The 21,294-nt window shown below is 72.6% G+C and carries 19 protein-coding genes; 14 read left to right on the forward strand and 5 right to left on the reverse strand.

The annotated features are described in order from the left end of the window. Complete coding sequence (locus JAO84_RS21570) at positions 1 to 2,238, forward strand: bifunctional serine/threonine-protein kinase/ABC transporter substrate-binding protein (RefSeq protein ID WP_370414358.1); 2,238 nt, start codon at positions 1 to 3, stop codon at positions 2,236 to 2,238. A 20-nt stretch (positions 2,239 to 2,258) separates the two neighbouring features. On the opposite strand, the gene JAO84_RS21575 is transcribed toward JAO84_RS21570, so the two are convergent. The 5 genes from JAO84_RS21575 to JAO84_RS21595 form a co-directional block, all read right to left on the reverse strand. Next, positions 2,259 to 3,260, reverse strand: coding sequence for a 2-oxoacid:ferredoxin oxidoreductase subunit beta (locus JAO84_RS21575; RefSeq protein WP_370416831.1), 1,002 nt, complete (start codon positions 3,258 to 3,260; stop codon positions 2,259 to 2,261). A 70-nt stretch (positions 3,261 to 3,330) separates the two neighbouring features. Then, entirely contained in the window at positions 3,331 to 5,268 is a 1,938-nt protein-coding gene (locus JAO84_RS21580; protein ID WP_370414359.1) for a 2-oxoacid:acceptor oxidoreductase subunit alpha, read from the reverse strand. 379 nt (positions 5,269 to 5,647) lie between these two features. After that, positions 5,648 to 6,307 (reverse strand): response regulator transcription factor, encoded by a 660-nt coding sequence (locus tag JAO84_RS21585; RefSeq protein ID WP_265864081.1) that lies wholly within the window; start codon positions 6,305 to 6,307, stop codon positions 5,648 to 5,650. 206 nt (positions 6,308 to 6,513) lie between these two features. Further along, positions 6,514 to 7,800 carry a sensor histidine kinase gene (locus JAO84_RS21590; protein ID WP_370414360.1) on the reverse strand — a complete coding sequence of 429 codons (1,287 nt, stop codon included), beginning with the start codon at positions 7,798 to 7,800 and terminating at the stop codon, positions 6,514 to 6,516. A 159-nt stretch (positions 7,801 to 7,959) separates the two neighbouring features. Beyond that, positions 7,960 to 9,129, reverse strand: a complete 1,170-nt coding sequence (locus tag JAO84_RS21595) for a sensor histidine kinase (RefSeq protein ID WP_370414361.1) — start codon at positions 9,127 to 9,129, stop codon at positions 7,960 to 7,962. Positions 9,130 to 9,291: 162 nt separating this feature from the next. On the opposite strand from JAO84_RS21595, the gene JAO84_RS21600 reads away from it, so the two are divergent. The 13 genes from JAO84_RS21600 (at position 9,292) to JAO84_RS21660 (ending at position 21,292) form a co-directional block, all read left to right on the forward strand. Beyond that, on the forward strand, positions 9,292 to 9,780 hold the full coding sequence (locus JAO84_RS21600; RefSeq protein ID WP_370414362.1) for an NADH-quinone oxidoreductase subunit A: 489 nt from the start codon (positions 9,292 to 9,294) through the stop codon (positions 9,778 to 9,780). After that, positions 9,771 to 10,340 carry an NADH-quinone oxidoreductase subunit B gene (locus tag JAO84_RS21605; RefSeq protein WP_370414363.1) on the forward strand — a complete coding sequence of 190 codons (570 nt, stop codon included), beginning with the start codon at positions 9,771 to 9,773 and terminating at the stop codon, positions 10,338 to 10,340. Before JAO84_RS21600 ends, JAO84_RS21605 begins: the two co-directional genes overlap by 10 nt. Continuing rightward, entirely contained in the window at positions 10,337 to 11,728 is a 1,392-nt protein-coding gene (locus tag JAO84_RS21610; protein ID WP_370414364.1) for an NADH-quinone oxidoreductase subunit C, read from the forward strand. Before JAO84_RS21605 ends, JAO84_RS21610 begins: the two co-directional genes overlap by 4 nt. Next, positions 11,725 to 12,693 (forward strand): NADH-quinone oxidoreductase subunit H, encoded by a 969-nt coding sequence (locus tag JAO84_RS21615; protein ID WP_370414365.1) that lies wholly within the window; start codon positions 11,725 to 11,727, stop codon positions 12,691 to 12,693. Before JAO84_RS21610 ends, JAO84_RS21615 begins: the two co-directional genes overlap by 4 nt. 2 nt (positions 12,694 to 12,695) lie before the next feature. Next, positions 12,696 to 13,244 carry an NADH-quinone oxidoreductase subunit I gene (locus JAO84_RS21620; protein ID WP_370414366.1) on the forward strand — a complete coding sequence of 183 codons (549 nt, stop codon included), beginning with the start codon at positions 12,696 to 12,698 and terminating at the stop codon, positions 13,242 to 13,244. Further along, positions 13,241 to 13,831 carry an NADH-quinone oxidoreductase subunit J gene (locus tag JAO84_RS21625; RefSeq protein WP_370414367.1) on the forward strand — a complete coding sequence of 197 codons (591 nt, stop codon included), beginning with the start codon at positions 13,241 to 13,243 and terminating at the stop codon, positions 13,829 to 13,831. Before JAO84_RS21620 ends, JAO84_RS21625 begins: the two co-directional genes overlap by 4 nt. Further along, positions 13,831 to 14,190, forward strand: coding sequence for an NADH-quinone oxidoreductase subunit NuoK (gene nuoK, locus JAO84_RS21630; RefSeq protein ID WP_370414368.1), 360 nt, complete (start codon positions 13,831 to 13,833; stop codon positions 14,188 to 14,190). Before JAO84_RS21625 ends, nuoK begins: the two co-directional genes overlap by 1 nt. Continuing rightward, positions 14,187 to 16,223: an NADH-quinone oxidoreductase subunit L gene (locus JAO84_RS21635; protein WP_370414369.1), complete on the forward strand. Its 2,037-nt coding sequence runs from the start codon at positions 14,187 to 14,189 to the stop codon at positions 16,221 to 16,223. The genes nuoK and JAO84_RS21635 overlap by 4 nt, the downstream gene beginning before the upstream one ends. Positions 16,224 to 16,250: 27 nt before the next feature. After that, positions 16,251 to 17,822 carry a NuoM family protein gene (locus JAO84_RS21640; RefSeq protein ID WP_370416832.1) on the forward strand — a complete coding sequence of 524 codons (1,572 nt, stop codon included), beginning with the start codon at positions 16,251 to 16,253 and terminating at the stop codon, positions 17,820 to 17,822. Next, entirely contained in the window at positions 17,819 to 19,360 is a 1,542-nt protein-coding gene (locus JAO84_RS21645) for an NADH-quinone oxidoreductase subunit N (protein ID WP_370414370.1), read from the forward strand. The genes JAO84_RS21640 and JAO84_RS21645 overlap by 4 nt, the downstream gene beginning before the upstream one ends. Positions 19,361 to 19,415: 55 nt before the next feature. Continuing rightward, positions 19,416 to 19,886, forward strand: coding sequence for a large conductance mechanosensitive channel protein MscL (gene mscL / locus JAO84_RS21650; protein WP_370414371.1), 471 nt, complete (start codon positions 19,416 to 19,418; stop codon positions 19,884 to 19,886). 138 nt (positions 19,887 to 20,024) lie between these two features. Then, positions 20,025 to 20,888 carry a zinc metalloprotease HtpX gene (htpX, locus tag JAO84_RS21655; RefSeq protein WP_370414372.1) on the forward strand — a complete coding sequence of 288 codons (864 nt, stop codon included), beginning with the start codon at positions 20,025 to 20,027 and terminating at the stop codon, positions 20,886 to 20,888. After that, entirely contained in the window at positions 20,885 to 21,292 is a 408-nt protein-coding gene (locus JAO84_RS21660) for a YccF domain-containing protein (protein WP_370414373.1), read from the forward strand. The genes htpX and JAO84_RS21660 overlap by 4 nt, the downstream gene beginning before the upstream one ends. Positions 21,293 to 21,294 lie beyond the last annotated feature (2 nt).

Here is a 21,294-nt window from a genome sequence, read left to right on the forward strand (position 1 = left end):
ATGCAGCCGCTCAAGAAGGCCGACCCCTCCGCCATCGCCGGCTACCGCCTCCTGGGGCGGCTCGGCGCCGGCGGCATGGGCGTGGTCTACCTGGCCCGGTCCGCCGGCGGCGCGCTCGCCGCGCTCAAGCTCATCCGGGCCGAGCATGCCGCCGACCCCGCCTTCCGGGCCCGCTTCCGCCGCGAGGCGGCCACCGCCGAGCGGATCACCGGCCGCTGGGTGGTCCGGGTCCTGGGCGCCGACCCGGAGGCCCGGGAGCCCTGGCTGGCCACCGAGTACGTGCCGGGGCCCTCGCTCGCCGAGGCGGTCGGGCTGCACGGCGCACTGCCCGAGCCCACCGTCCGCGCCCTCGGCGCCCGGCTCGCCGCCGCCCTCGACGGCATGCATGGGGCCGGGCTCGTCCACCGGGACGTCAAGCCCGGCAACGTCCTCCTCGCCCTCGACGGACCGCGCCTCATCGACTTCGGCATCGCCCGGGTCAGCGGCGCCACCGCGCTCACCGCCACCGACGCGATGATCGGCACCCCCGGCTTCCTCGCCCCCGAACAGGCCCGGGTGACCGGCGCGGGCGAGGTCGGCCCGGCCGCCGACGTCTTCTCGCTCGGCTGCGTCCTCGCGTACGCGCTGACCGGCCGCCGCCCCTTCGGCACGGGCGCGGTGGCCGCGGTCGTGTTCCGCACCGTCCACGAGGAACCCGACCTCGACGACGTACCGGACACCCTGCTCCCGCTGGTCACCGCCTGCCTCGCCAAGGACGCCGCCGACCGGCCGACCGCCGCCGAGGTGCGGGACGCCCTCGGCCCGTACGAGGGCAGCAACGAGGGCAACGAGGGCAACGACAGCAACGAGGGCTACGAGAGCCCGGCGGCGGGCGACTGGCTGCCGCCCGGTCTGCCCGCGCTGATCGCCCAGCGTTCGTCACGGGTCCTGGACCTGCCGGTCGCCGACCCGACGGTGCTCAACCCCGAGGCGCCACAGGGGACTTCGCGCCGCCGCCTCCTCGTCCTCGGCGCGACCGGGGCCGTCGCGGCCACCGGCGGCCTCACCGCCTGGCTGCTCGGCCGCGACCCCACCGGATCGGGAACCGGCAGCGGCACCGGCGGTGGTACGGGGGCGCCCAGGGCGGCGTACACGGTCGGTGTCCTCACCGACCTCAGCGGCCCCGGCGCGGCGGACGGGCGCGGCCAGGAACGCGGGCTCCGCCTCGCCGCGGAGACCTTCAACGCCCGCCCGGACCGGCCCTTCGACCTGGTGCTCAAGGTGACGGACGACGGCGGAGACCCGCGGCGGGCCGCCGCCGGGGCCCGTGCCCTCCTCCGGGACCCGGCCCTGGTCGCCGTGCTCGGCCCGACCACCACCGCGACGGCGATCGCCGCGGCGGACGCGCTCGTCGACGCGAAGGTGTCGGTGCTCAGCGTGGTGGCGTCGGTCCCCGAGGGGGAGATCCGGGGCCAGGCGCCGGACATGCGCACGTACTTCGAACCGCGGCCCTACCCCGACGTGATGATCGTGCCCTTCGGGCGCTGGCTCAGCGACCACGGACGCGGCCGCACCGCCGTCATCGAGGACCGCGCGGCCGGCGCCTACAGCTGGCTCGCCGCCCGGAGCATCACGAACTCGCCGCCCGCCGGCGGCACCGTCACCGTGCACCGGGTGGCAGCCGACAGCGAGGACTTCGGCCCGGCGGTCCGGGCCGCGCTCGCGACCTCCCCGACGGGCGTGATGCACGTGGGGACGTCGCCGCGCCGGGCCGCCCTGTGCGCCAAGGCGCTGCGGCAGCAGGGATACCGGGGCCCGTGCGGAAGCGTCGAGCCCGCGCTCGGGCCGGAGTTCCTCGCCGTCGCCGGACCGGCCGCCGAGGGCTGGTACTTCGGGACGGGCTACACCGATCCCGACACGGTCCCGGCCGCGAAGGAGTTCGCCGCCGCGTACCGCAGGCGCTGGCGGCTCGCGGCCACGGACCCGGTCGACCGGTTCGCGGTGGAGTCGTACGACGCCCTGTTCTGGACGGGGCAGGCGCTGCGCAGCGCCGCGAAGTGGAACGCGGAGCGCCCGGGCGCGGCGGTCTGGAGCGCGTTCCTGAAGGACGACGCGGTGTACCGCGGGGTGGCCAGGTCCTACGACGCCCGCGCCAACAACACCTCGGAGGCCCAGCTCCAAGGGCTGTTCCTGTGGCGGATCAGCTCCGGAAGGCCCCGCTGCCTCGGCCCGTACGCCGAGGCAGCGAAGCGCGACTGATCAGGAGCGGGTGCTCCGGGTCAGCCCACCACCGTCCAGGTGTCCTTGCCCGTGAGCAGCTGTGCCAGGTCGCCCTTGCCCTGCTGCTCGACGGCCTTCTCCAACTGCTCCGCCATCAGCGTGTCGTACACCGGCCGCTCCACCGACCGGAACACCCCGATGGGCGTCTGGTGGAGGGTGTCGGGGTCGGCGAGCCGGGACAGCGCGAAGGCGGTCGTCGGGGAGGTGGAGTGGGCGTCGTGGACGAGGACCTGCGGCTCGTTCTCCGGGGTCACCGTCACGACGCGGAGGTCGCCGGTGGCCGGGTCGCGGACCACGCCCTTGTCGAGCTCGGCGCCGAAGCGGATCGGCTGCCCGTGCTCCAGGCGGATGACGGCCTCCTTGGCCTGCTCGTTGTCCTTGAGGACCTCGAAGGCGCCGTCGTTGAAGATGTTGCAGTTCTGGTAGATCTCCACCAGTGCCGTGCCGTTGTGCTCGGCGGCCTGGCGCAGCACCGAGGTGAGGTGCTTGCGGTCGGAGTCGACCGTCCGGGCCACGAAGGAGGCCTCGGCGCCGAGCGCAAGGGACACCGGGTTGAAGGGCGCGTCGAGCGAGCCCATCGGGGTCGACTTGGTGATCTTGCCGAGCTCCGAGGTGGGGCTGTACTGGCCCTTGGTGAGGCCGTAGATCCGGTTGTTGAACAGCAGGATCTTCAGGTTGACGTTGCGGCGCAGGGCGTGGATGAGGTGATTGCCGCCGATGGACAGCGCGTCGCCGTCACCGGTGACCACCCACACCGACAGGTCGCGGCGCGAGGTCGCGAGACCGGTGGCGATGGCCGGGGCGCGGCCGTGGATGGAGTGCATCCCGTAGGTGTTCATGTAGTACGGGAAGCGGGACGAGCAGCCGATGCCGGAGACGAAGACGATGTTCTCCTTCGCCAGGCCGAGTTCCGGCATGAAGCCCTGCACGGCGGCCAGGACGGCGTAGTCGCCGCAGCCGGGGCACCAGCGGACCTCCTGGTCGGACTTGAAGTCCTTCATGGACAGCTTGGCCTCGGACTTCGGCACCAGCTGCAGAAGAGACTCGGTCACAGCCGACTCCGATCCCGACTCACTCATCGATGACCTCCTTGAGGGCCGCGGCGAGCTGCTCGGCCTTGAACGGCATTCCGTTGACCTGGTTGTGGCTGCGGGCGTCGACGAGGTACTTCGCCCGTACGAGGGTGGCGAGCTGGCCCAGGTTCATCTCGGGGACGACGACCTTCTCGTACCGCTTGAGAACCTCCCCGAGGTTGCTCGGGAACGGGTTGAGGTGCCGCAGGTGCGCCTGGGCGATGGGGTGGCCGGCGCGGCGCAGCCGGCGTACGGCGGCGGTGATCGGCCCGTACGTGGAGCCCCAGCCGAGCACCAGGGTGTTCGCGTCGTCCGGGTCGTCGACCTCGATGTCGGGCACCTCGATGCCGTCGATCTTGGCCTGCCGGGTGCGGACCATGAAGTCGTGGTTGGCCGGGTCGTACGAGATGTTGCCGGTGCCGTCCTGCTTCTCGATGCCGCCGATGCGGTGCTCGAGTCCGGGGGTGCCGGGCAGCGCCCACGGGCGGGCCAGGGTCTCCGGGTCGCGCTTGTACGGCCAGAAGACCTCGGTGCCGTCGGCGAGCGTGTGGTTCGGGCCGGTGGCGAACGTCGTGGTGAGGTCCGGGAGTTCGTCCGGGTCCGGGATCCGCCAGGGCTCGGAGCCGTTGGCCAGGTAGCCGTCGGAGAGCAGGAACACCGGGGTCCGGTAGGTGAGCGCGATCCGGGCCGCGTCGAGCGCCGCGTCGAAGCAGTCGGCCGGGGTCTTCGGGGCCACGATCGGCACCGGGGCCTCGCCGTTGCGCCCGTACATGGCCTGCAGCAGGTCGGCCTGCTCGGTCTTGGTGGGCAGACCGGTGGACGGGCCGCCGCGCTGGATGTCGACGATCAGCAGCGGCAGTTCGAGGGAGACGGCGAGTCCGATGGTCTCCGACTTGAGCGCCACGCCCGGGCCGGAGGTGGTGGTCACGGCGAGCGAGCCGCCGAAGGCCGCGCCGAGCGCGGCGCCGATGCCGGCGATCTCGTCCTCGGCCTGGAAGGTGCGCACACCGAAGTTCTTGTGCTTGCTCAGCTCGTGCAGGATGTCCGAGGCCGGGGTGATCGGGTACGAGCCGAGGTAGAGCGGCAGGTCCGCCTGGCGGGACGCGGCGACCAGGCCGTACGAGAGGGCCAGGTTCCCCGAGATGTTGCGGTACGTGCCGGTGGGGAAGGCCCGGGTGGCCGGGGCCACCTCGTAGGAGACGGCGAAGTCCTCGGTGGTCTCGCCGAAGTTCCAGCCGGCCCGGAAGGCGGCCACGTTGGCCTCGGCGATCTCGGGCTTCTTCGCGAACTTGCTCCGCAGGAAGGCCTCGGTGCCCTCGGTGGGCCGGTGGTACATCCAGGAGAGCAGCCCGAGCGCGAACATGTTCTTGCTCCGCTCGGCCTCCTTCCGGGAGAGCCCGAAGTCCTTCAGGGCCTCCACGGTGAGGGTGGTGAGCGGCACCGGGTGCACGTGGTAGCCGGAGAGCGAGCCGTCCTCCAGGGGGGAGGTCTCGTATCCCACCTTGGCCATGGCGCGCTTGGCGAACTCGTCGGTGTTGACGATGATCTCGCCGCCGCGCGGCACGTCCCCGATGTTGGCCTTCAGCGCGGCCGGGTTCATCGCGACCAGGACGTTCGGCGCGTCGCCCGGGGTCAGGATGTCGTGGTCGGCGAAGTGCAGCTGGAACGAGGACACGCCCGGCAGCGTGCCGGCGGGGGCGCGGATCTCCGCGGGGAAGTTCGGCAGCGTGGAGAGGTCGTTCCCGAAGGACGCCGTCTCCGAGGTGAACCGGTCACCCGTGAGCTGCATGCCGTCACCGGAGTCACCCGCGAAGCGGATGATCACCCGGTCGAGCCGGCGGACTTCCTTCGCGGCGCCGTGCTCGGCCGTCGTCGGAGCACTGCGCTGCTCCCCGACCAGGGCCTCACCGGCCTCGCTGCTGACCTGGCTGGTCACTGAACTGGACCTCCCTCGCGGCAAGGGTTCTCTCCGTCGAGACGTCCCGCGGAGAAGGCTCGTGAGACGGCCGGCTGCCCGGTCGTCCCGTGGCCCACCCTACGACTGTGAGGGAGGCCTTCCCGGGACTTCTCGCATCGTGGACCTCATTTCGAGACGCCCGTGACGCCTTTATATGGCCAATTGTCGCTCTCTGTGACCCCTCTGGTCCAGTGACGCTCCAGCCGGGGGTCGCGCTCCGCTTGTGGCTGGTGACGGGGTGGAGCCGATACCGCCCCTGGACTCCCTCTGGACTCCCTCTGGGCTTCCCTGGATAGCTGACGGTGCGTCAGAAGTCCAGGAAGTCGGTGGTCCGGGGGCCGACGCGGTCTGCCGGGGGCTACGAGTTGAGATAGGTCAGTACGGCGAGCACCCGGCGGTGGTCCCCGTCGCTCGGCGAGAGCCCCAGCTTCAGGAAGATGTTGCTGATGTGCTTCTCGACCGCGCCGTCGCTCACCACCAGCTGCTTCGCGATGGCCGAATTCGTGCGCCCCTCCGCCATGAGGCCCAGGACCTCCCGCTCGCGCGGCGTCAACCCCGCGAGCACGTCCTGCTTGCGGCTGCGGCCGAGCAGCTGCGCCACGACCTCCGGGTCGAGGGCCGTGCCGCCCCTGGCCACCCGTACCACCGCGTCCACGAACTCCCGGACCTCGGCCACCCGGTCCTTGAGCAGATACCCCACCCCGGTGCTCGAACCGGCAAGCAGCTCCGTGGCGTACTGCTCCTCCACGTACTGCGACAGGACCAGGACCCCGAGCCCCGGGTGCTCCTTCCGCAGCCGCACCGCCGCCCGTACCCCTTCGTCGGTGTGCGTCGGCGGCATCCGTACGTCGGCGACCACCACGTCCGGCAGCGCGCCCTCGCCCGCCAGGTCGGACACCGTCTTCACCAGCGCCTCGCCGTCCCCGACCCCGGCCACGACCTCGTGCCCCAGATCGGTGAGGAGCCGCGTCAGACCCTCGCGCAGCAGCACCGAGTCCTCGGCGATCACCACGCGCACTCCCACCACGCGCTCGCCCACCGCGCCACCCATGTTCCTCACACCCCTGTTCGTCTCGCTGCCGACGCTCAGCATCGCAGCAGTAGGGACGCGGGGGGCGGGAACGGGGTTCAACTCGGCCAGGGGACTGGCGGTCCCGCCGGTATGGCGGTTCAGGGGCCCGGCGGCCCGGCCGGCGTGGCGGATCAGGGGCGCGGTACGGCGGTTCAGCGGCGCCACGGGATCTCGGCGGTGACCGTGGTCGGGCCGCCGGCCGGGGAGTCGACGGCGAGCACCCCGTCGACCGCGTCGAGCCGCTCGGTGAGACCGGCCAGGCCGCTGCCGGCCGCCGGGTCGGCGCCGCCGACGCCGTCGTCCCGCACCTGGATCATCAGCCGCTCCTGCGACCGCCACACGTCCACCCACGCCCGCCGTGCCCGGGAGTGCTTGGACACGTTCTGCAGCAGCTCGGACACCGTGAAGTACGCGATGCCCTCGATCGCCGCGGCCGGCCGCTTCGGCAGGTCCACCTCCACCGACACCGGCACGGTCGACCGGGCGGCCAGCGCCGACAGCGCCGCGTCCAGACCGCGGTCGGTGAGGACCGCCGGGTGGATGCCGCGAGCGAGGTCACGCAGCTCCTGGAGGGCGAGCTTCACCTCGCCGTGCGCCTCGTCGACCATCACCGCCGCGGCCAGCGGATCCCCGGCCAGCTTCTCCTTCGCGAGCCCCAGATCCATGGCCAGGGCCACGAGCCGGGCCTGCGCGCCGTCGTGCAGGTCGCGCTCGATGCGCCGCAGGTCGGCTGCGGCCGTGTCCACGACCACGCCCCGGTCCGACTCCAGCTCCGTCACCCGGGTGGCCAGCCGCGACGGCCCGAGCAGCCCGGCCACCATGAGCCGGTCCACCGCCACCATGCCGCGCAGGACCCACGGCCCGACCAGCACGAAGACCAGGCCCACCAGACTCGTCACGGCGATCTCGAAGGGCGAGTTCAGATAGACGGAGTGCGCCTCGTCCCCGTAGATCTGCAGCCCGGCCTGCCCGGCGTACATCGGGAGCACCCACTGCCACAGCGGATACGTGAACAGGCTCCAGCCCCACGACCACAGCGCCACCGTCACCGAGAACGTGAACACCGCCCACGGGAAGTGCAGCAGCGCGTAGAGCAGATGCCGCCAGGACGCCCCGCTCTTCAGCGTCGCGCCCATCCAGGACAGCGCGCCCCCGGTCTTCCCCCGGGCCGGCTCCGGCGCCGCCACGTCGAGCCCGAGCATCCCGCGCGCCCGCGCCCGCTCCACGGCCCCGAACCCGCGGCACATCGCGAGCGCGCCGGCCAGGACGGGGATGCCGAGGAAGGTGACGAGCAGCCCGGCACCGGTCGACACCAGGGACACGGCGAGACAGAAGTAGAGGACGCTCAGCGGGAAGCCGGTCAGGACGTAGCCCAGCTCGCGCCAGGTGCGTCCTTCGAAGGGGGCGCGGAGGCCGGCGGGCAGGCGGTGGGTGGCCATCGGAGATCCGTTTCTCACGCGGGGGCGGTCGGGGCGTTCGCTCGTGTTCCACCTTCGCGGGTGGGAGGGGCCCGGAACCATGAGGCAGGTGGGCGTCTGTGGCGGGGGGTTTTCCCTACCGGCGGGGGTTCTCCCTACCGGCCGACGGAGGCAGAGGCCTTACGACGCAGCCGGGCGGTCGCGGTCGCGGTCGCGCCACGGCAGTTCGGCGGTGACGACGGTGGGCCCGCCGGCCGGGGAGTCGACGGCCAGGACCCCGTCGACCGCGCCGAGCCGCTCGCCGAGCCCCGCGAGGCCGCTGCCGGCGGCCGGGTCGGCGCCGCCGGCGCCGTCGTCCCGTACCTGCAGCATCAGCCGCTCCTCCGTCCGCCACACGTCCACGGCGGCGGACCGGGCGCGGGCGTGCTTGGAGACGTTCTGCAGCAGCTCGGAGACGGTGAAGTAGGCGATGCCCTCGATCGCCTCGGCGGGCCGTTCGGGCAGGTCGACGGAGACCTTCACCGGCACCGTGCAGCGGGCGGCGACCGCCGAGAGCGCCGCGTCGAGACCGCGGTCGGTGAGGACCGCCGGGTGGATGCCACGGGCGAGGTCGCGGAGCTCCTGGAGTGCGAGCTTCACCTCGCCGTGCGCCTCGTCGACCATCGCGGCGGCGGCCTCCGGGTCGTCGAGCAGCTTCTCCTTGGCGAGGCCGAGCCCCATGGCCAGGGCCACGAGCCGGGCCTGCGCGCCGTCGTGCAGGTCGCGCTCGATGCGCCGCAGGTCGGCGGCGGCGGTGTCGACCACCACCCCCCGGTCCGACTCCAGCTCGGCGATGCGCCGTTCCAGCTCGTCGGAGGGGGAGAGCAGCCCGCGCACCATCGCCCGGTCGACGTTGCCGAGCCCGCGCGCCACGAAGGGCAGCACCGGCCACAGCACGATCAGCGACACCAGGGTCACGGTGAAGGTGAGCACGCCCCAGGGCAGCCGGATGAACCCGTACAGCTGGCTGCGCCACGCCACCGGGTCCTTCAGCTGCGCCCACAGCCACGGCAGGAACCCGTCCCGGTGCGGCAGCCGGCTCGGCCGCTCCACGTGCACGCCGAGCAGCCCGCGGGCCCGGGCCCGTTCCGCGCCGGCCATGCCGCGCGCCCCGGCCAGGCCGAGCGCGAGGAGCGGCAGGCCGATGACGGTGACGGACAGGCCCACGCCGAGGGCGATCGTCACCACCGCGTACACGAACCCGGCCAGCGCGCACGGCAGATCGGCGAGGAGGTGCGCGACCTCCTTCCAGGTGTGCCGGCCGTAGGCGAGGCTGGCGGGCGGCGGCGGGGTGTCGTTGAGGCTGCTCATGGGATCAAGGTTGTCGGTTGGAGGGCCGCGCACGCCATGGGGGAGGTGGCCGGAGCGGCAGGGGGGATATCCCTACCGGGCCCTACCGGGGCCTGCTTACGCTCCCTTTAGCAGGGCCTAGACTCGCGTGCGTAGGACACTGATACCGAGGGGCGGACGGACGTGCGGGAACCGACCGTCGTCGCGGCGGAGTACGCGGCGACGAACCACGCGACGCCGAACGCGGGGACGCACCACGCGGCGACGCACCACGCGACGACTCACGCGGCGGACTACTTCGCGGCGGACTACTTCGAGACGTACTCCGTCGTCGGACTGCTGGCCGTGCTCGGCGTGCTCTTCGTCGCGGTCGCGTTCGGCGCGGGCCGGCTGCTGCGCCCGGTCGTCCCGACCCCGGAGAAGCTCCTCACCTACGAGTGCGGCGTCGACCCGGTGGGGGAGGGATGGGCCCACACACAGGTCCGCTACTACGTGTACGCCTTCCTCTATGTGATCTTCGCCGTCGACTCGATCTTCCTCTTCCCCTGGGCCACGGTCTTCGCCGCGCCCGGATACGGGGCGACGACGCTGGTCGAGATGTTCGTCTTCCTCGGCTTCCTGGCCGTGGGCCTGCTCTACGCGTACAAGAAGGGCGTCCTGGCATGGCTGTGACCCCCCTGCCCGCCCCCAAGCTGGGCCCGCTCGCCCGACTGGCGCCGGAGCCCATGAAGGTGGTCCTGAACTGGGGCCGCCGCTACAGCCTGTGGGTCTTCAACTTCGGCCTCGCCTGCTGCGCGATCGAGTTCATCGCCGCGTCGATGGCCCGCCACGACTTCATCCGGCTCGGCGTGATCCCCTTCGCGCCGGGCCCGCGCCAGGCCGACCTGATGATCGTCTCCGGCACGGTGACCGACAAGATGGCGCCGGCGGTCAAGCGCCTGTACGAGCAGATGCCGGAGCCGAAGTACGTCATCTCCTTCGGCGCCTGCTCGAACTGCGGCGGTCCGTACTGGGACTCGTACTCCGTCACCAAGGGCGTGGACCAGATCATCCCGGTGGACGTGTACGTGCCGGGCTGCCCGCCGCGGCCCGAGGCGCTGCTCCAGGGCATCCTCAAGCTCCAGGAGAAGATCGCGCGGGAGAGCCTGGAGGAGCGGTACGGGAGTGCTCCCTCGGTCGCCCAGCTGACGAGCGGTCTGGTGCAGCCCCCTGCCCCGGGAGGCAAGGCATGAGCGAGAACTTCGCGGACAGCTACGCGGCGCTGCCGGACTCGGTCGCCGAGGTCTTCGGCGAGGAGGCGACGGCGGAGCGGGCGTACGACCTGCTGACGGTCGATGTGCCCGTCGGCTCGTGGATCGCGGCGCTGGAGATCGCCCGGGACAAGCTGGGCCTCACGTACTTCGACTGGCTGAGCGCGGTGGACGAGCCGGGCGTCGGCTTCCGGGTGTGCGCGCACGTGGCGTCGGTGGGCCCGGGTTCCGTGCGCCGCCTCCTCGTCCGTACGACGGTTCCGCACGCGGCCGCGTCCCTGCCGTCCGCCATCGCGGTCTACGCGGGCGCGGCCTGGCACGAGCGCGAGACCCACGAGATGTTCGGCATCACCTTCACCGACCACCCCCACCTGGTCCACCTCCTCCTCCCCGACACCTTCGAGGGCCACCCCCTCCGCAAGGACTTCGTCCTCGCCGCCCGCGTCGCCAAGGCCTGGCCCGGCGCCAAGGAACCCGGCGAGTCCCACGACCCCCACGCCCCCAAGCGCCGCCAAATGCTCCCCCCGGGCGTCCCCGACCCCAACGACTGGGGCCCCCTCAAGGGCCAACTCCCCCCGGCCCCCTCCCGCCCCGCCCGCGGCGCAGCCGCGGCCGGCGGCGACCGCCCGGTGCGCCGTACCCGTACGGCGGGCGAGGGCTCGGCGAGCCAGCCCCCGACGGCCGACCGCCCGGTCCGCCGCGCACGCACAGCGGGCGAGGGCTCCGCAAGCCAGCAGACCGAGGCCACCCCGGCGGCACCGGAGGCGCCTGCCGCCGCCGGTACCCAGCCCTCTCCGGCCGTGCCGGAAACCCCGTCCGCCCCCGCGGCCGGCCCGCGCCGAAACCGCAGCGCGAGTGCGGGCTCCGCGAGCCAGCGAGCTGGGGCAACGGCTGAGCCCGGCTCGGCAGCGCCGGCCGAAGACCGAGACGCTTCCGCGCCGGCGGCGCCCGCCGCAGGCGGCGGTGAGCCGACAGCGGCCCCAGCAGCTCCTGCGGGCCCGCGCCGTAGCCGTACGGCGAGCGGCGGCTCCGCCAGCCAGCGGGCCGAAGGCCCGGACGCTGCCGCGCCCGACACGGCGGGAAACCCGGCTGCGCCGGCGGCTCCCGCCGGTCCGAGCCAGGACGCTGCCGTGTCCGGCGGCGACGCGCCGTCGGAGCGGCCCGCGGCCCCGCCGCGTACCCGCAGCTCGGACGCCCCGTGGCACCACGCCCGCCCGGCGTTCGACGAGGAGCCGCAGGCTCCGGCTCCGGAGCCCGAAGCGCCCGCGCAGGGCGAGCCCGCCCCGCCCGCCGAAGGCGAAGCCGCCCCGCCCGCGCAGGGCGAGCCCACCACCAACCCCACCGACCCCGCCGGAGGCGACCCCGCGTGAACGACGTACTCGACGTCGCCCTCCGGCTGATCATCGTCTTCGCCGCGTTCCTCGTCCTGCCGCTCGTCGTCGGGCAGACCGAGCACAAGGTCATGGCGCACATGCAGGGCCGGCTCGGGCCCATGTACGCCGGTGGGTTCCACGGGTGGGCGCAGCTGGTCGCGGACGGGGTGAAGTTCGCGCAGAAGGAGGACGTCGTCCCGAAGGACGCCGACCGGCGGGTGTTCCAGCTCGCGCCGGCCGTCGCGCTCCTGCCGTACCTCCTCGTGCTCGTCGCGATCCCGATCGGGCCCAGCGAGGGCGCCGTCGGGCGGGTGGTCGACGCCGGCATCTTCTTCGTGCTCGCCGTGATGGGCGTCGGGGTGCTCGGCAGCCTGATGGCCGGCTGGGCGTCGGCCAACAAGTTCAGCCTGCTCGGCGCGCTCCGTACCGCCGCTCAGCTGCTCGCGTACGAGCTGCCGATGCTGCTCGCCGCCGCGTCCGTCGCGATGGCGGCCGGTACCGTCTCCCTCCCCGGCATCCTGAACGCCTTCGAGTGGTGGTGGGTGCCCTGGCAGATCGTCGGCGCGCTGGTGTTCTTCACCGCCGGGCTCGCCGAGCTGCAGCGCCCGCCGTTCGACATGCCGGTCGCCGACTCGGAGATCATCTTCGGCGCGTACACCGAGTACACCGGCCTGCGCTTCGCGCTGTTCCTGCTCGCCGAGTACGCCGGCATCGTCGTGCTCTGCGGCCTCACCACCGTCCTCTTCCTCGGCGGCTGGCACGGACCCGGCGGCGCCGACGGCCTCGGCTGGGTGTGGACGCTCCTGAAGACCGCCGTCCTGGCCTTCGTCGTGATCTGGCTGCGGGTCTCGTACCCCCGCCTGCGCGAGGACCAGCTGCAGAAGCTGGCCTGGACGACCCTCGTACCGCTCGCCCTCGCGCAGATCGCGCTCACCGGCATCGTGAAGGTGGCGATCCAGTAACCATGGCTCCGATTCCCGGTTCCGGCCTTGCCAAGGGCCTCGCCGTCACCCTCCGCACGATGACCCGCAGGTCGGTCACCGCGCAGTACCCGGACGCGCAGCCCGAGCTGCCGCCCCGTACCCGCGGGGTCATCGGGCTGTTCGAGGAGAACTGCACGGTGTGCATGCTGTGCGCCCGTGAGTGCCCCGACTGGTGCATCTACATCGACTCCCACAAGGAGACGGTGCCGGCCGCCGCCCCCGGCGGCCGCGAGCGCAGCCGCAACGTCCTCGACCGTTTCGCCATCGACTTCTCGCTCTGCATGTACTGCGGGATCTGCATCGAGGTGTGCCCCTTCGACGCGCTGTTCTGGTCGCCCGAGTTCGAGTACGCGGAGACCGACATCCACGAGCTGACGCACGAGCGCGACAAGCTCCGCGAGTGGATGTGGACGGTGCCGGAGCCGCCCGCGCTCGACCCGCGCGCGGAGGAGCCGAAGGAGATCGCCGCGGCACGCAAGGCAGCGGAAAAGGCCGCCGCCCAGGCCCAGCAGCAGGAGGGCCCGCAGTGACCCTGGCAGCACAGACTCTCGCCGCCCAGCCCTTGGCCGCAGCCGCCCAGAACAGCCACGGCTTCCTCTCGCCCACCGGCGTCGAGATCACCTTCCTCCTCGTCGGCCTCGTCACCCTCGGCGCCGCCCTCGTCGCCGTCACCACCAAGCAGCTCGTGCACGCCGCCCTGTGGCTGGTCGTCGCGCTCGGCGGGCTCGCCGTCGAGTACCTGCTCCTCACCGCCGAGTTCATCGCCTGGGTTCAGGTGCTGATCTACGTCGGTTCCGTCGTCGTGCTCCTCCTCTTCGGGCTCATGCTCACCCGGGCCCCCGTCGGCCGTTCCCCGGACTCCGACTCCGGCAACCGGCCGGTCGCCCTCGCCGTGGCGGTCGCCGCCGCCGCGGCGCTGGTGTGGGTGGTCGTGGACGCCTTCCGTACCACCTGGATCGACCTCGAAGGGCCGGCCCTCGGCTCCACGAAGGTGACCGGCGAGATCCTCTTCCAGCACTGGGTGCTGCCCTTCGAGGCGCTGTCCGTGCTGCTGCTCGCCGCCCTGGTCGGCGCCATCGTCCTGTCCCGCAAGCAGCAGGAAGGGGAGCGGGACTGATGCACCTCGCCTACCCGGCCGTCCTCGCCGCGCTCCTCTTCTCCGTCGGCCTGTACGGCGTCCTCGCCCGCCGCAACGCGATCCTGGTCCTGATGTCCGTCGAGCTCATGCTCAACGCCGTCAACCTCAACCTGGTCGCGTTCGACGTCTGGCTCCGCGACACCCTGCACGCCGGCCAGGCGCTCACCCTCTTCGTCATCGCCATCGCCGCCGCCGAGATCGGCATCGGTCTCGCGATCGTCCTGATGGTCTACCGCAACCGCGGCACCTCGGACGTCGACCGTCTCCGCGACGCGAAGGAACAACCGGAACCCGCCGACAAGCCGTCCGCCGACGAGAAGGCCGAGGCCACCGCGTGACCACCACGACCCTCGCCGTCCTCGTCCCCCTCCTCCCCTTCCTCGGCTCCGCCGCCGGTCTCCTGCTCGGCCGCACCGCCCCCGGCTTCGCCCGTCCCCTCGCCGTCCTGCCCACGCTCGCCGCCGCCGTCCTGGCGGTCGTCGTCGCGGCCCGGCACGGCGGCGGGAAGGCGATCGACGCCGCCACCCAGCTCACCCCGACCGGCTCCGTACCGATCGACCTGGCCCTGCACATCGACGGCTTCGCCGCCCTCGTCGCGGTCCTCGTCGGCGTGGTCGCCACCTGTGTGCAGATCTACTCGACCGGCTATCTGCGCCACGACCCGCGCTACTCCTCGTACGCCGCGCTCGTCTCCCTCTTCACCTCCGCGATGCTGCTCGTCGTCTACTCCGGCGACCTGATGGTGCTCCTGGTCGGCTGGGAGATCATGGGCATCTGCTCGTACTTCCTCGTCGGGCACTACTGGGAGACCCCCGAGGCCCGCTCGGCCTCCCTCAAGGCCTTCCTCGTCACCAAGCTCGGCGACGTGCCCTTCCTCATCGGCCTGTTCGCCCTGGCCGCCGACGCGGGCACCTTCCGGATCACCGGCGTGCTCGGCGCGGTCGCCACCGGCGGCCTCGACCACCCCACCCTGATCGCACTGCTGCTGCTCGCCGGCGTCGCCGGCAAGTCCGCGCAGTTCCCGCTGCACACCTGGCTGCCCGACGCGATGGCCGGCCCCACCCCCGTCTCCGCGCTCATCCACGCGGCGACCATGGTCGCCGCCGGCATCTACTTCGTCGCCCGGCTCCTCCCCGTCTTCGCCGCCTCCGCCGCCGCGCTGACCGTGCTCGCCGTCATGGCCGCGGTCACCATGGTCGGCTCGGCGCTCGCCGCGCTCGCCCAGGACGACATCAAGCGGGTCCTCGCCTACTCGACGATCGGCCAGCTCGGCTACATGGCCGGCGCGCTCGCCGTCGCCGACCGCGGCGCCGCCGTCTTCCACCTCCTCGCGCACGGCGCCTTCAAGGCGCTCCTCTTCCTCGCCGCCGGCGCGGTCATCCACGCCGCCGGCACCAACTCGCTCACCGCCATGTCCCGGATGAGCGGACTGACCAAGCGCATCCCGGACGCCTACTGGACGATGACCGTCGGCCTCCTCGCGCTCGCCGCGATCCCGCCCTTCGCCGGCTTCTTCTCCAAGGAAGCCGTCCTCGTCGCCGCCGAGCACACCGCCACCGGCGACCGCACCGTCGCCCCCGCCGGCGCCGGCTGGATCGTGCTCGTCGCCGGACTCCTCACCGCGCTGCTCACCGCCGCGTACGCGATGCGGCTCTGGCTGCTCGCCTTCCGCGGCCGGGGCGCCGAGGCCCCCGACCACGGCCGGCAGCCGGTCGCCATGACCACCGTCCTGTGGGTGCTCGCCATCCCCTCCTTCGGCTTCGGACTGACCGCCGGCTACCTCGACGACTGGTTCGACGGACACCCGCTGACCCCGACCCTGGTGACGGCCGTGCTCGGCACCGGCCTCGCCGTCGTCGGCGCCGCGCTCACCTACGCGATCCGGCGCACCCTCGTCGCCCGCACCGCGCCGCCCCCGGCCGCCGTCCAGGGCGTCCCGGTCGGCGCCGCGCCCGCGCCGGCCGCCGGGGCGCTCGCCGCACCGACCGTCGCCCACCCCGACGCCGAGGCCGGCCAGGTCGAGGCGGAGGCCCTGGACCTGCCGCACCCGGCGACCGACCCCGCCGACCCCGGCCGCGCCCTGCTCGGCCCGCTGCACCCGCACGCCGCCGACGGCTTCCACCTGGACGCCGTCTACCAGACCCTGTTCGTCCGCCCCGTGCTCGCCGGCGCCTCCCTGGTGCGCTTCCTCGACCGCGAGGTCGTCGACACGTACGTGAACGGCGCGGGCAGCACCGCCAAGGGTCTCGGCTGGCTCGTCCGCCGCGCCCAGACCGGCAACGTGCAGACCTACCTCAGCGCGCTGCTCGCCGGCTCCGTCGTCCTGGCGATCGTCGCCGTCGTCCTCGCCAACGTCGCCGCCGGAGCGTGAGCCGTGATCGATATCAGCGAATCCGTGATGCAGTTCCTTCTGGCGTTGATCGTCGCCGGCCCGCTCCTCGGCGCCGCCGCCGCGCTCCTGCCCGCCCCGCCCGGACTGAAGGGGAAGTCACCCGACCAGGCCGTGCTCCGCCACGGCGTGACCGTCACCGGCGTCATCCTGATCGCCGCGATCGTCCTCGCGCTCGGCTTCGACCACGACCACCCCTCGACGATGCAGGCCACCACCGACATCACCTGGATCAAGGCACTCGACGTGCGGATCCACCTCGGTGTCGACGGCATCTCCCTCCCCCTCCTGCTCCTGACCGCGCTGCTGACCTTCCTCTGCGCGCTCTACAGCTACTTCAAGCCCCCCACGGGATCCACTGGACCCGCAGGCCCCGCCCCCAAGGCCTTCGTCGCCCTGCTGCTCGTCCTCGAGTCCGGCACCCTGGCGACCTTCGCCGTCCTCGACCTGGTCCTCTTCTTCCTGGCCTTCGAGACGGTCCTCATCCCGATGTACTTCCTCATCGCCCGCTGGGGCGGCCCGGGCCGGCGGGCAGCCGCCTGGAAGTTCGTCCTCTACACCCTGCTCGGCTCTATCGTCATGCTGCTCGGCCTCCTCCTCATCGGCGTCAAGGCGGGCACGTTCGACATGGTGGCACTGGCCACTGACAACGGCCGCGGACTGACCACATCCGTGCAGGTCATCGCCGTCCTCGCGATCGGGATCGGGCTCGCCGTGAAGACCCCGATGTGGCCGCTGCACAGCTGGCTCCCGGACGCCCACACCGCCGCCCCGACCGTCGGCTCCGTGCTCCTCGCCGGCGTGCTCCTGAAGATGGGCACGTACGGGTTCGTCCGCATCGTGCTGCCGATCGCCCCCGACGGCATGCACACCTTCGCCCCGTACCTCGCCGCCTTCGCCGTCGCCGGCATCATCTACGGATCGCTCGCCTGCCTCGCCCTCGCGAAGCCCGGCGCCAGGGGCGACCTCAAGCGGCTCATCGCCTACTCCTCCGTCGGCCACATGGGCTTCGTCCTCCTCGGCATCGCCACCATGACCCCCACCGGCGTCAACGGCGCGCTGTTCGCCAACATCGCCCACGGCCTCATCACCGGCCTGCTCTTCTTCCTGGTCGGCGCGCTCAAGGACCGCTACGGCACCGCCGACCTCGACACCCTCGCCGGGGCCACCGGCGCCGCCCTCTACGGCCGCGCCCCCCGCCTCGGCGCCCTGCTCGCCTTCGCCGCCGTCGCCTCCCTCGGCCTGCCCGGCCTCGCCGGGTTCTGGGGCGAGATGCTCGCCCTGTTCGGCGCCTTCGAACCGGCCGCGGGCCTCAGCCGCCCCGCCTTCCTCACCTTCATGGCGATCGGCGCCTTCGGCACCCTGCTCACCGCCGCCTACCTCCTCGTCGTGGTCCGCCGGGTCTGCATGGGCGGCCCCCGCCCGGCCGGCGAGACCGTGATCGCCGACGTCCAGGGGTACGAGTTCGCCGCCTGGACCCCGCTCGTCGCCCTCACCGTCCTCGCCGGACTGTGGCCCGCCGTCCTCCTCGGCCTCACCGACCCGGCCGTCCAGCAGCTCCTCGCGGGAGGCAACCAGTGAAGCCAGTGCTGCAGCTCGCCCAGGGCGCCGATCTCGTCCAGTCCGTCGACTGGCTCGCCATCGCGCCACCCACCCTCACCGCGCTGGTCGCGCTGGTCGTCCTCGTCGCCGACCTGTTCGTCCCCGAGGCGCGCAAGCGGCTCCTCGGCTGGACCGCGATCGCCGGCCTCGCCGCCGCGCTCGCACTGCTCGCCCCGCTGCGCGCGGCCGACCGCTCCACCTTCTGCCTCACCGCCGCCACCGAGCTGCGCGCGTGCAGCTACACCGCCGACACCTTCACCCTGGTCATCCAGTTCCTGGTGCTCGCGGGCGCGCTCGTCACCGCCCTGCTCTCGCTCGACGACACCGACGGCGCCCGCCGGAAGCTGCCCGCCGGCGAGTACTGGTTCCTGCTGCTCTCCTCCGCCGCCGGCGCCGCTCTGCTGCCCGCCTCCCGCGACCTCGCCACCCTCGTCGTCGCCCTCGAAGTGGCCTCGCTGCCCGCGTTCGCGCTGGTCGGCCTCCGGCGCGGCGACCGGCTGTCCGGCGAGGCGGCGCTCAAGTTCTTCCTGTCGTCCGTCACCGCCACCGCCGTGACCCTGCTCGGTGCCAGCTTCGTCTACGCGGCCACCGGCACCCTCCACCTCACCGAGATCGCCCAGCGCCTCGGCGACGTCCCCGGCCAGCTGCAGACCCTCGCCCAGGCGGGCGTGGTCCTCACCCTCGTCGGCTTCGCCTTCAAGACGGCCGCCGTCCCCTTCCACTTCTGGGTGCCCGACACCTATGTCGGCGCCCCGCTGCCCGTGGCCGCGTACCTCTCCGTGGTCGGCAAGGTCGTCGGCTTCACCGGGATCATCCTGGTGACCGTCGTCGCCTTCCCCTCCTACGCGGACGTGTGGGGCCCGGCGCTCGCCGCCCTCGCCGCGCTCACCATGACCATCGGCAACGTCGCTGCCCTGCGCCAGGTCGCCACGCGCGCGTGGAGCGCGGTCCGCCTCCTCGCCTGGTCGTCCGTCGCCCAGGCCGGCTACCTCCTGGTGCCGATCGCCGCCGCCGCGTACTCCGGCGACGACCAGATCGGCTCGACCGTCGCGTACGCCCTGATGTACGCGGCGGTGAACCTCGGCGCCTTCGCGGTGGTCGCCCTGGTCGCCCGTACGCGCCCCGAGGCCCGGATCTCCGACCACCGAGGCCTGTACGCGGCGAGCCCCGCCGCCGCCCTCGTGATGGCCTTCTTCCTGCTGAACCTGGCCGGACTGCCCCCGGGTATCATCGGCCTCTTCGCCAAGGTGACCGTCTTCTCGGCGGCCGTCGACGCCGGCCTCGGCTGGCTCGCGGTGCTCATGGGCCTCAACGTCGTGATCGGCCTCGCCTACTACCTGCGCTGGACGGCCCTGCTGTTCCGCGGGCCGGAGGGCGTGACCGAGGGCGTGGCGGTCGTACGGATGAGGGCGACGGTCCCGGTCACCCTGGCGGTCGCGCTGACGGCGGCCGCGGGCGTGGTGCTGTCGGGCTGGCCGCAGTTCGCGCTGCGCTACGCGTCGAACAGCCTCTTCTGAACCCGGCCTCTTCTGATCCCCCCACCACTGAAACCTCGCTAGGAGCGGAACCACCGTGCTGAACGGCTTCAAGGACTTCATACTTCGCGGGAACGTCGTCTCGATGGCCATCGGTCTGGCCGTCGGCTCGGCGTTCACGGCCGTCGTGACCGGCTTCAGCAAGGCGTTCATCACCCCCCTCATCGGTCTGGCGACAGGCTCGGTCGGCGACTTCAGCGAGGCCAGCTTCAAGATCCAGGGCACGGTCTTCCCCTACGGCCTGGCCATCGCCGCCGTCATCGCCTTCGTCATCACGGCCGCCGTCCTCTACTTCCTCATCGTCGTCCCCATGACGAAGATCCAGGAGAAGTTCGCCAAGGAGGAGGCGAAGGACCCCAAGGCCGAGAAGCGCGACTGCCCCCGCTGCTTCACCGAGATCCCGGCCATCGCCACCCGCTGCGGCCACTGCACCAGCGAGGTCGAGCCGCTCGACGACGCCCTCGCCAAGGCCGGCCTGACGAAGACCCCGGTGCCCGCCCAGCGCTAGTCACCCGTACGGCGGACACCGCACCCGGCGCGGCCCCGGCGCGGCCGGGGAACCCGTACCTCCCGCGTGGCGTTGACCAGGAAGGGAGGGTCCACTGGACAGAAGGGTTCCCCTGCCGCACCACTTGGAGGGCGTACCGTGCACCGCCGGCACAACGGGCTGAGGACCGCCGTACTCCTCGGAGGGCTCTCGGCCCTCATCATCGTCATCGGCAGCTTCTTCGGGCGTACGGGCCTGATCGTCGCGGTCCTCGTGGCGCTCGGCACCAACGCGTACGCGTACTGGAACAGCGACAAGCTGGCGCTGCGCGCCATGCGCGCCCGGCCCGTGAGCGAGTTCGAGGCCCCGGCCCTCTACCGGATGGTCCGCGAGCTCTCCACCCAGGCCCGCCAGCCGATGCCACGGCTCTACATCTCGCCCACCCAGGCGCCGAACGCCTTCGCCACCGGCCGCAACCCGCGCAACGCGGCCGTGTGCTGCACCGAGGGCATCCTCGCGATCCTCGACGAGCGCGAGCTGCGCGGTGTCATCGGGCACGAGCTGAGCCACGTCTACAACCGGGACATCCTGATCTCCTCGGTGGCCGGCGCGCTCGCCTCCGTGATCCTGTTCCTGGTGAACTTCGCCTGGCTGATCCCGGTCGGCCGCTCCGACGACGACCGTGGCCCCGGACTGCTCGGCATGCTGCTGATCATGATCCTGGGCCCGATCGCCGCCTCCGTCATCCGGCTGGCCATCTCCCGCTCCCGGGAGTACGAGGCGGACGCCTCCGGAGCCCAGCTCACCGGCGACCCGCTCGCCCTCGCCAGCGCCCTGCGCAAGCTGGAGGCGGGCACGAAGCAGCTCCCGCTGCCGCCCGAGCCCAAGATCGAGACCGCCAGCCACATGATGATCGCGAACCCCTTCCGCCCGGGGCAGGGGATGTCCAAAATGTTCTCCACCCACCCGCCGATGGCGGAGCGCATCGCCCGGCTCGAGCAGATGGCAGGTCGCCGCCCGTGAAGACAATCCTCAACATCATCTGGCTGGTGTTCAGCGGCTTCTGGCTGTTCCTCGGCTATCTCGCCGCCGGCCTGATCCTCTGCATCACGATCATCGGCATCCCCTTCGGCATCGCGGCCTTCCGCATCGCCCTCTACGCCCTGTGGCCCTTCGGCCGCACGGTCATCGACCGCCCCGACGCGGGCGCCCCGTCCTGCATAGGCAACGTGCTGTGGCTGATCCTGGCCGGCTGGTGGCTGGCCCTCGGCCACATCGTCACCGGCATCGCGCAGTGCATCACGATCATCGGCATCCCGCTGGGCATCGCCAACTTCAAGATGATCCCGCTGTCGCTGCTCCCGCTGGGCAAGGAGATCGTCCCCACCGACCAGCCCTACCCCGGCTACAGCTACCCGGGCCGGTAGCG

Origin of the sequence: Streptomyces fradiae (assembly GCF_041270065.1) — a bacterium.
In the GTDB taxonomy this organism is placed as follows: Bacteria; Actinomycetota; Actinomycetes; order Streptomycetales; family Streptomycetaceae; genus Streptomyces.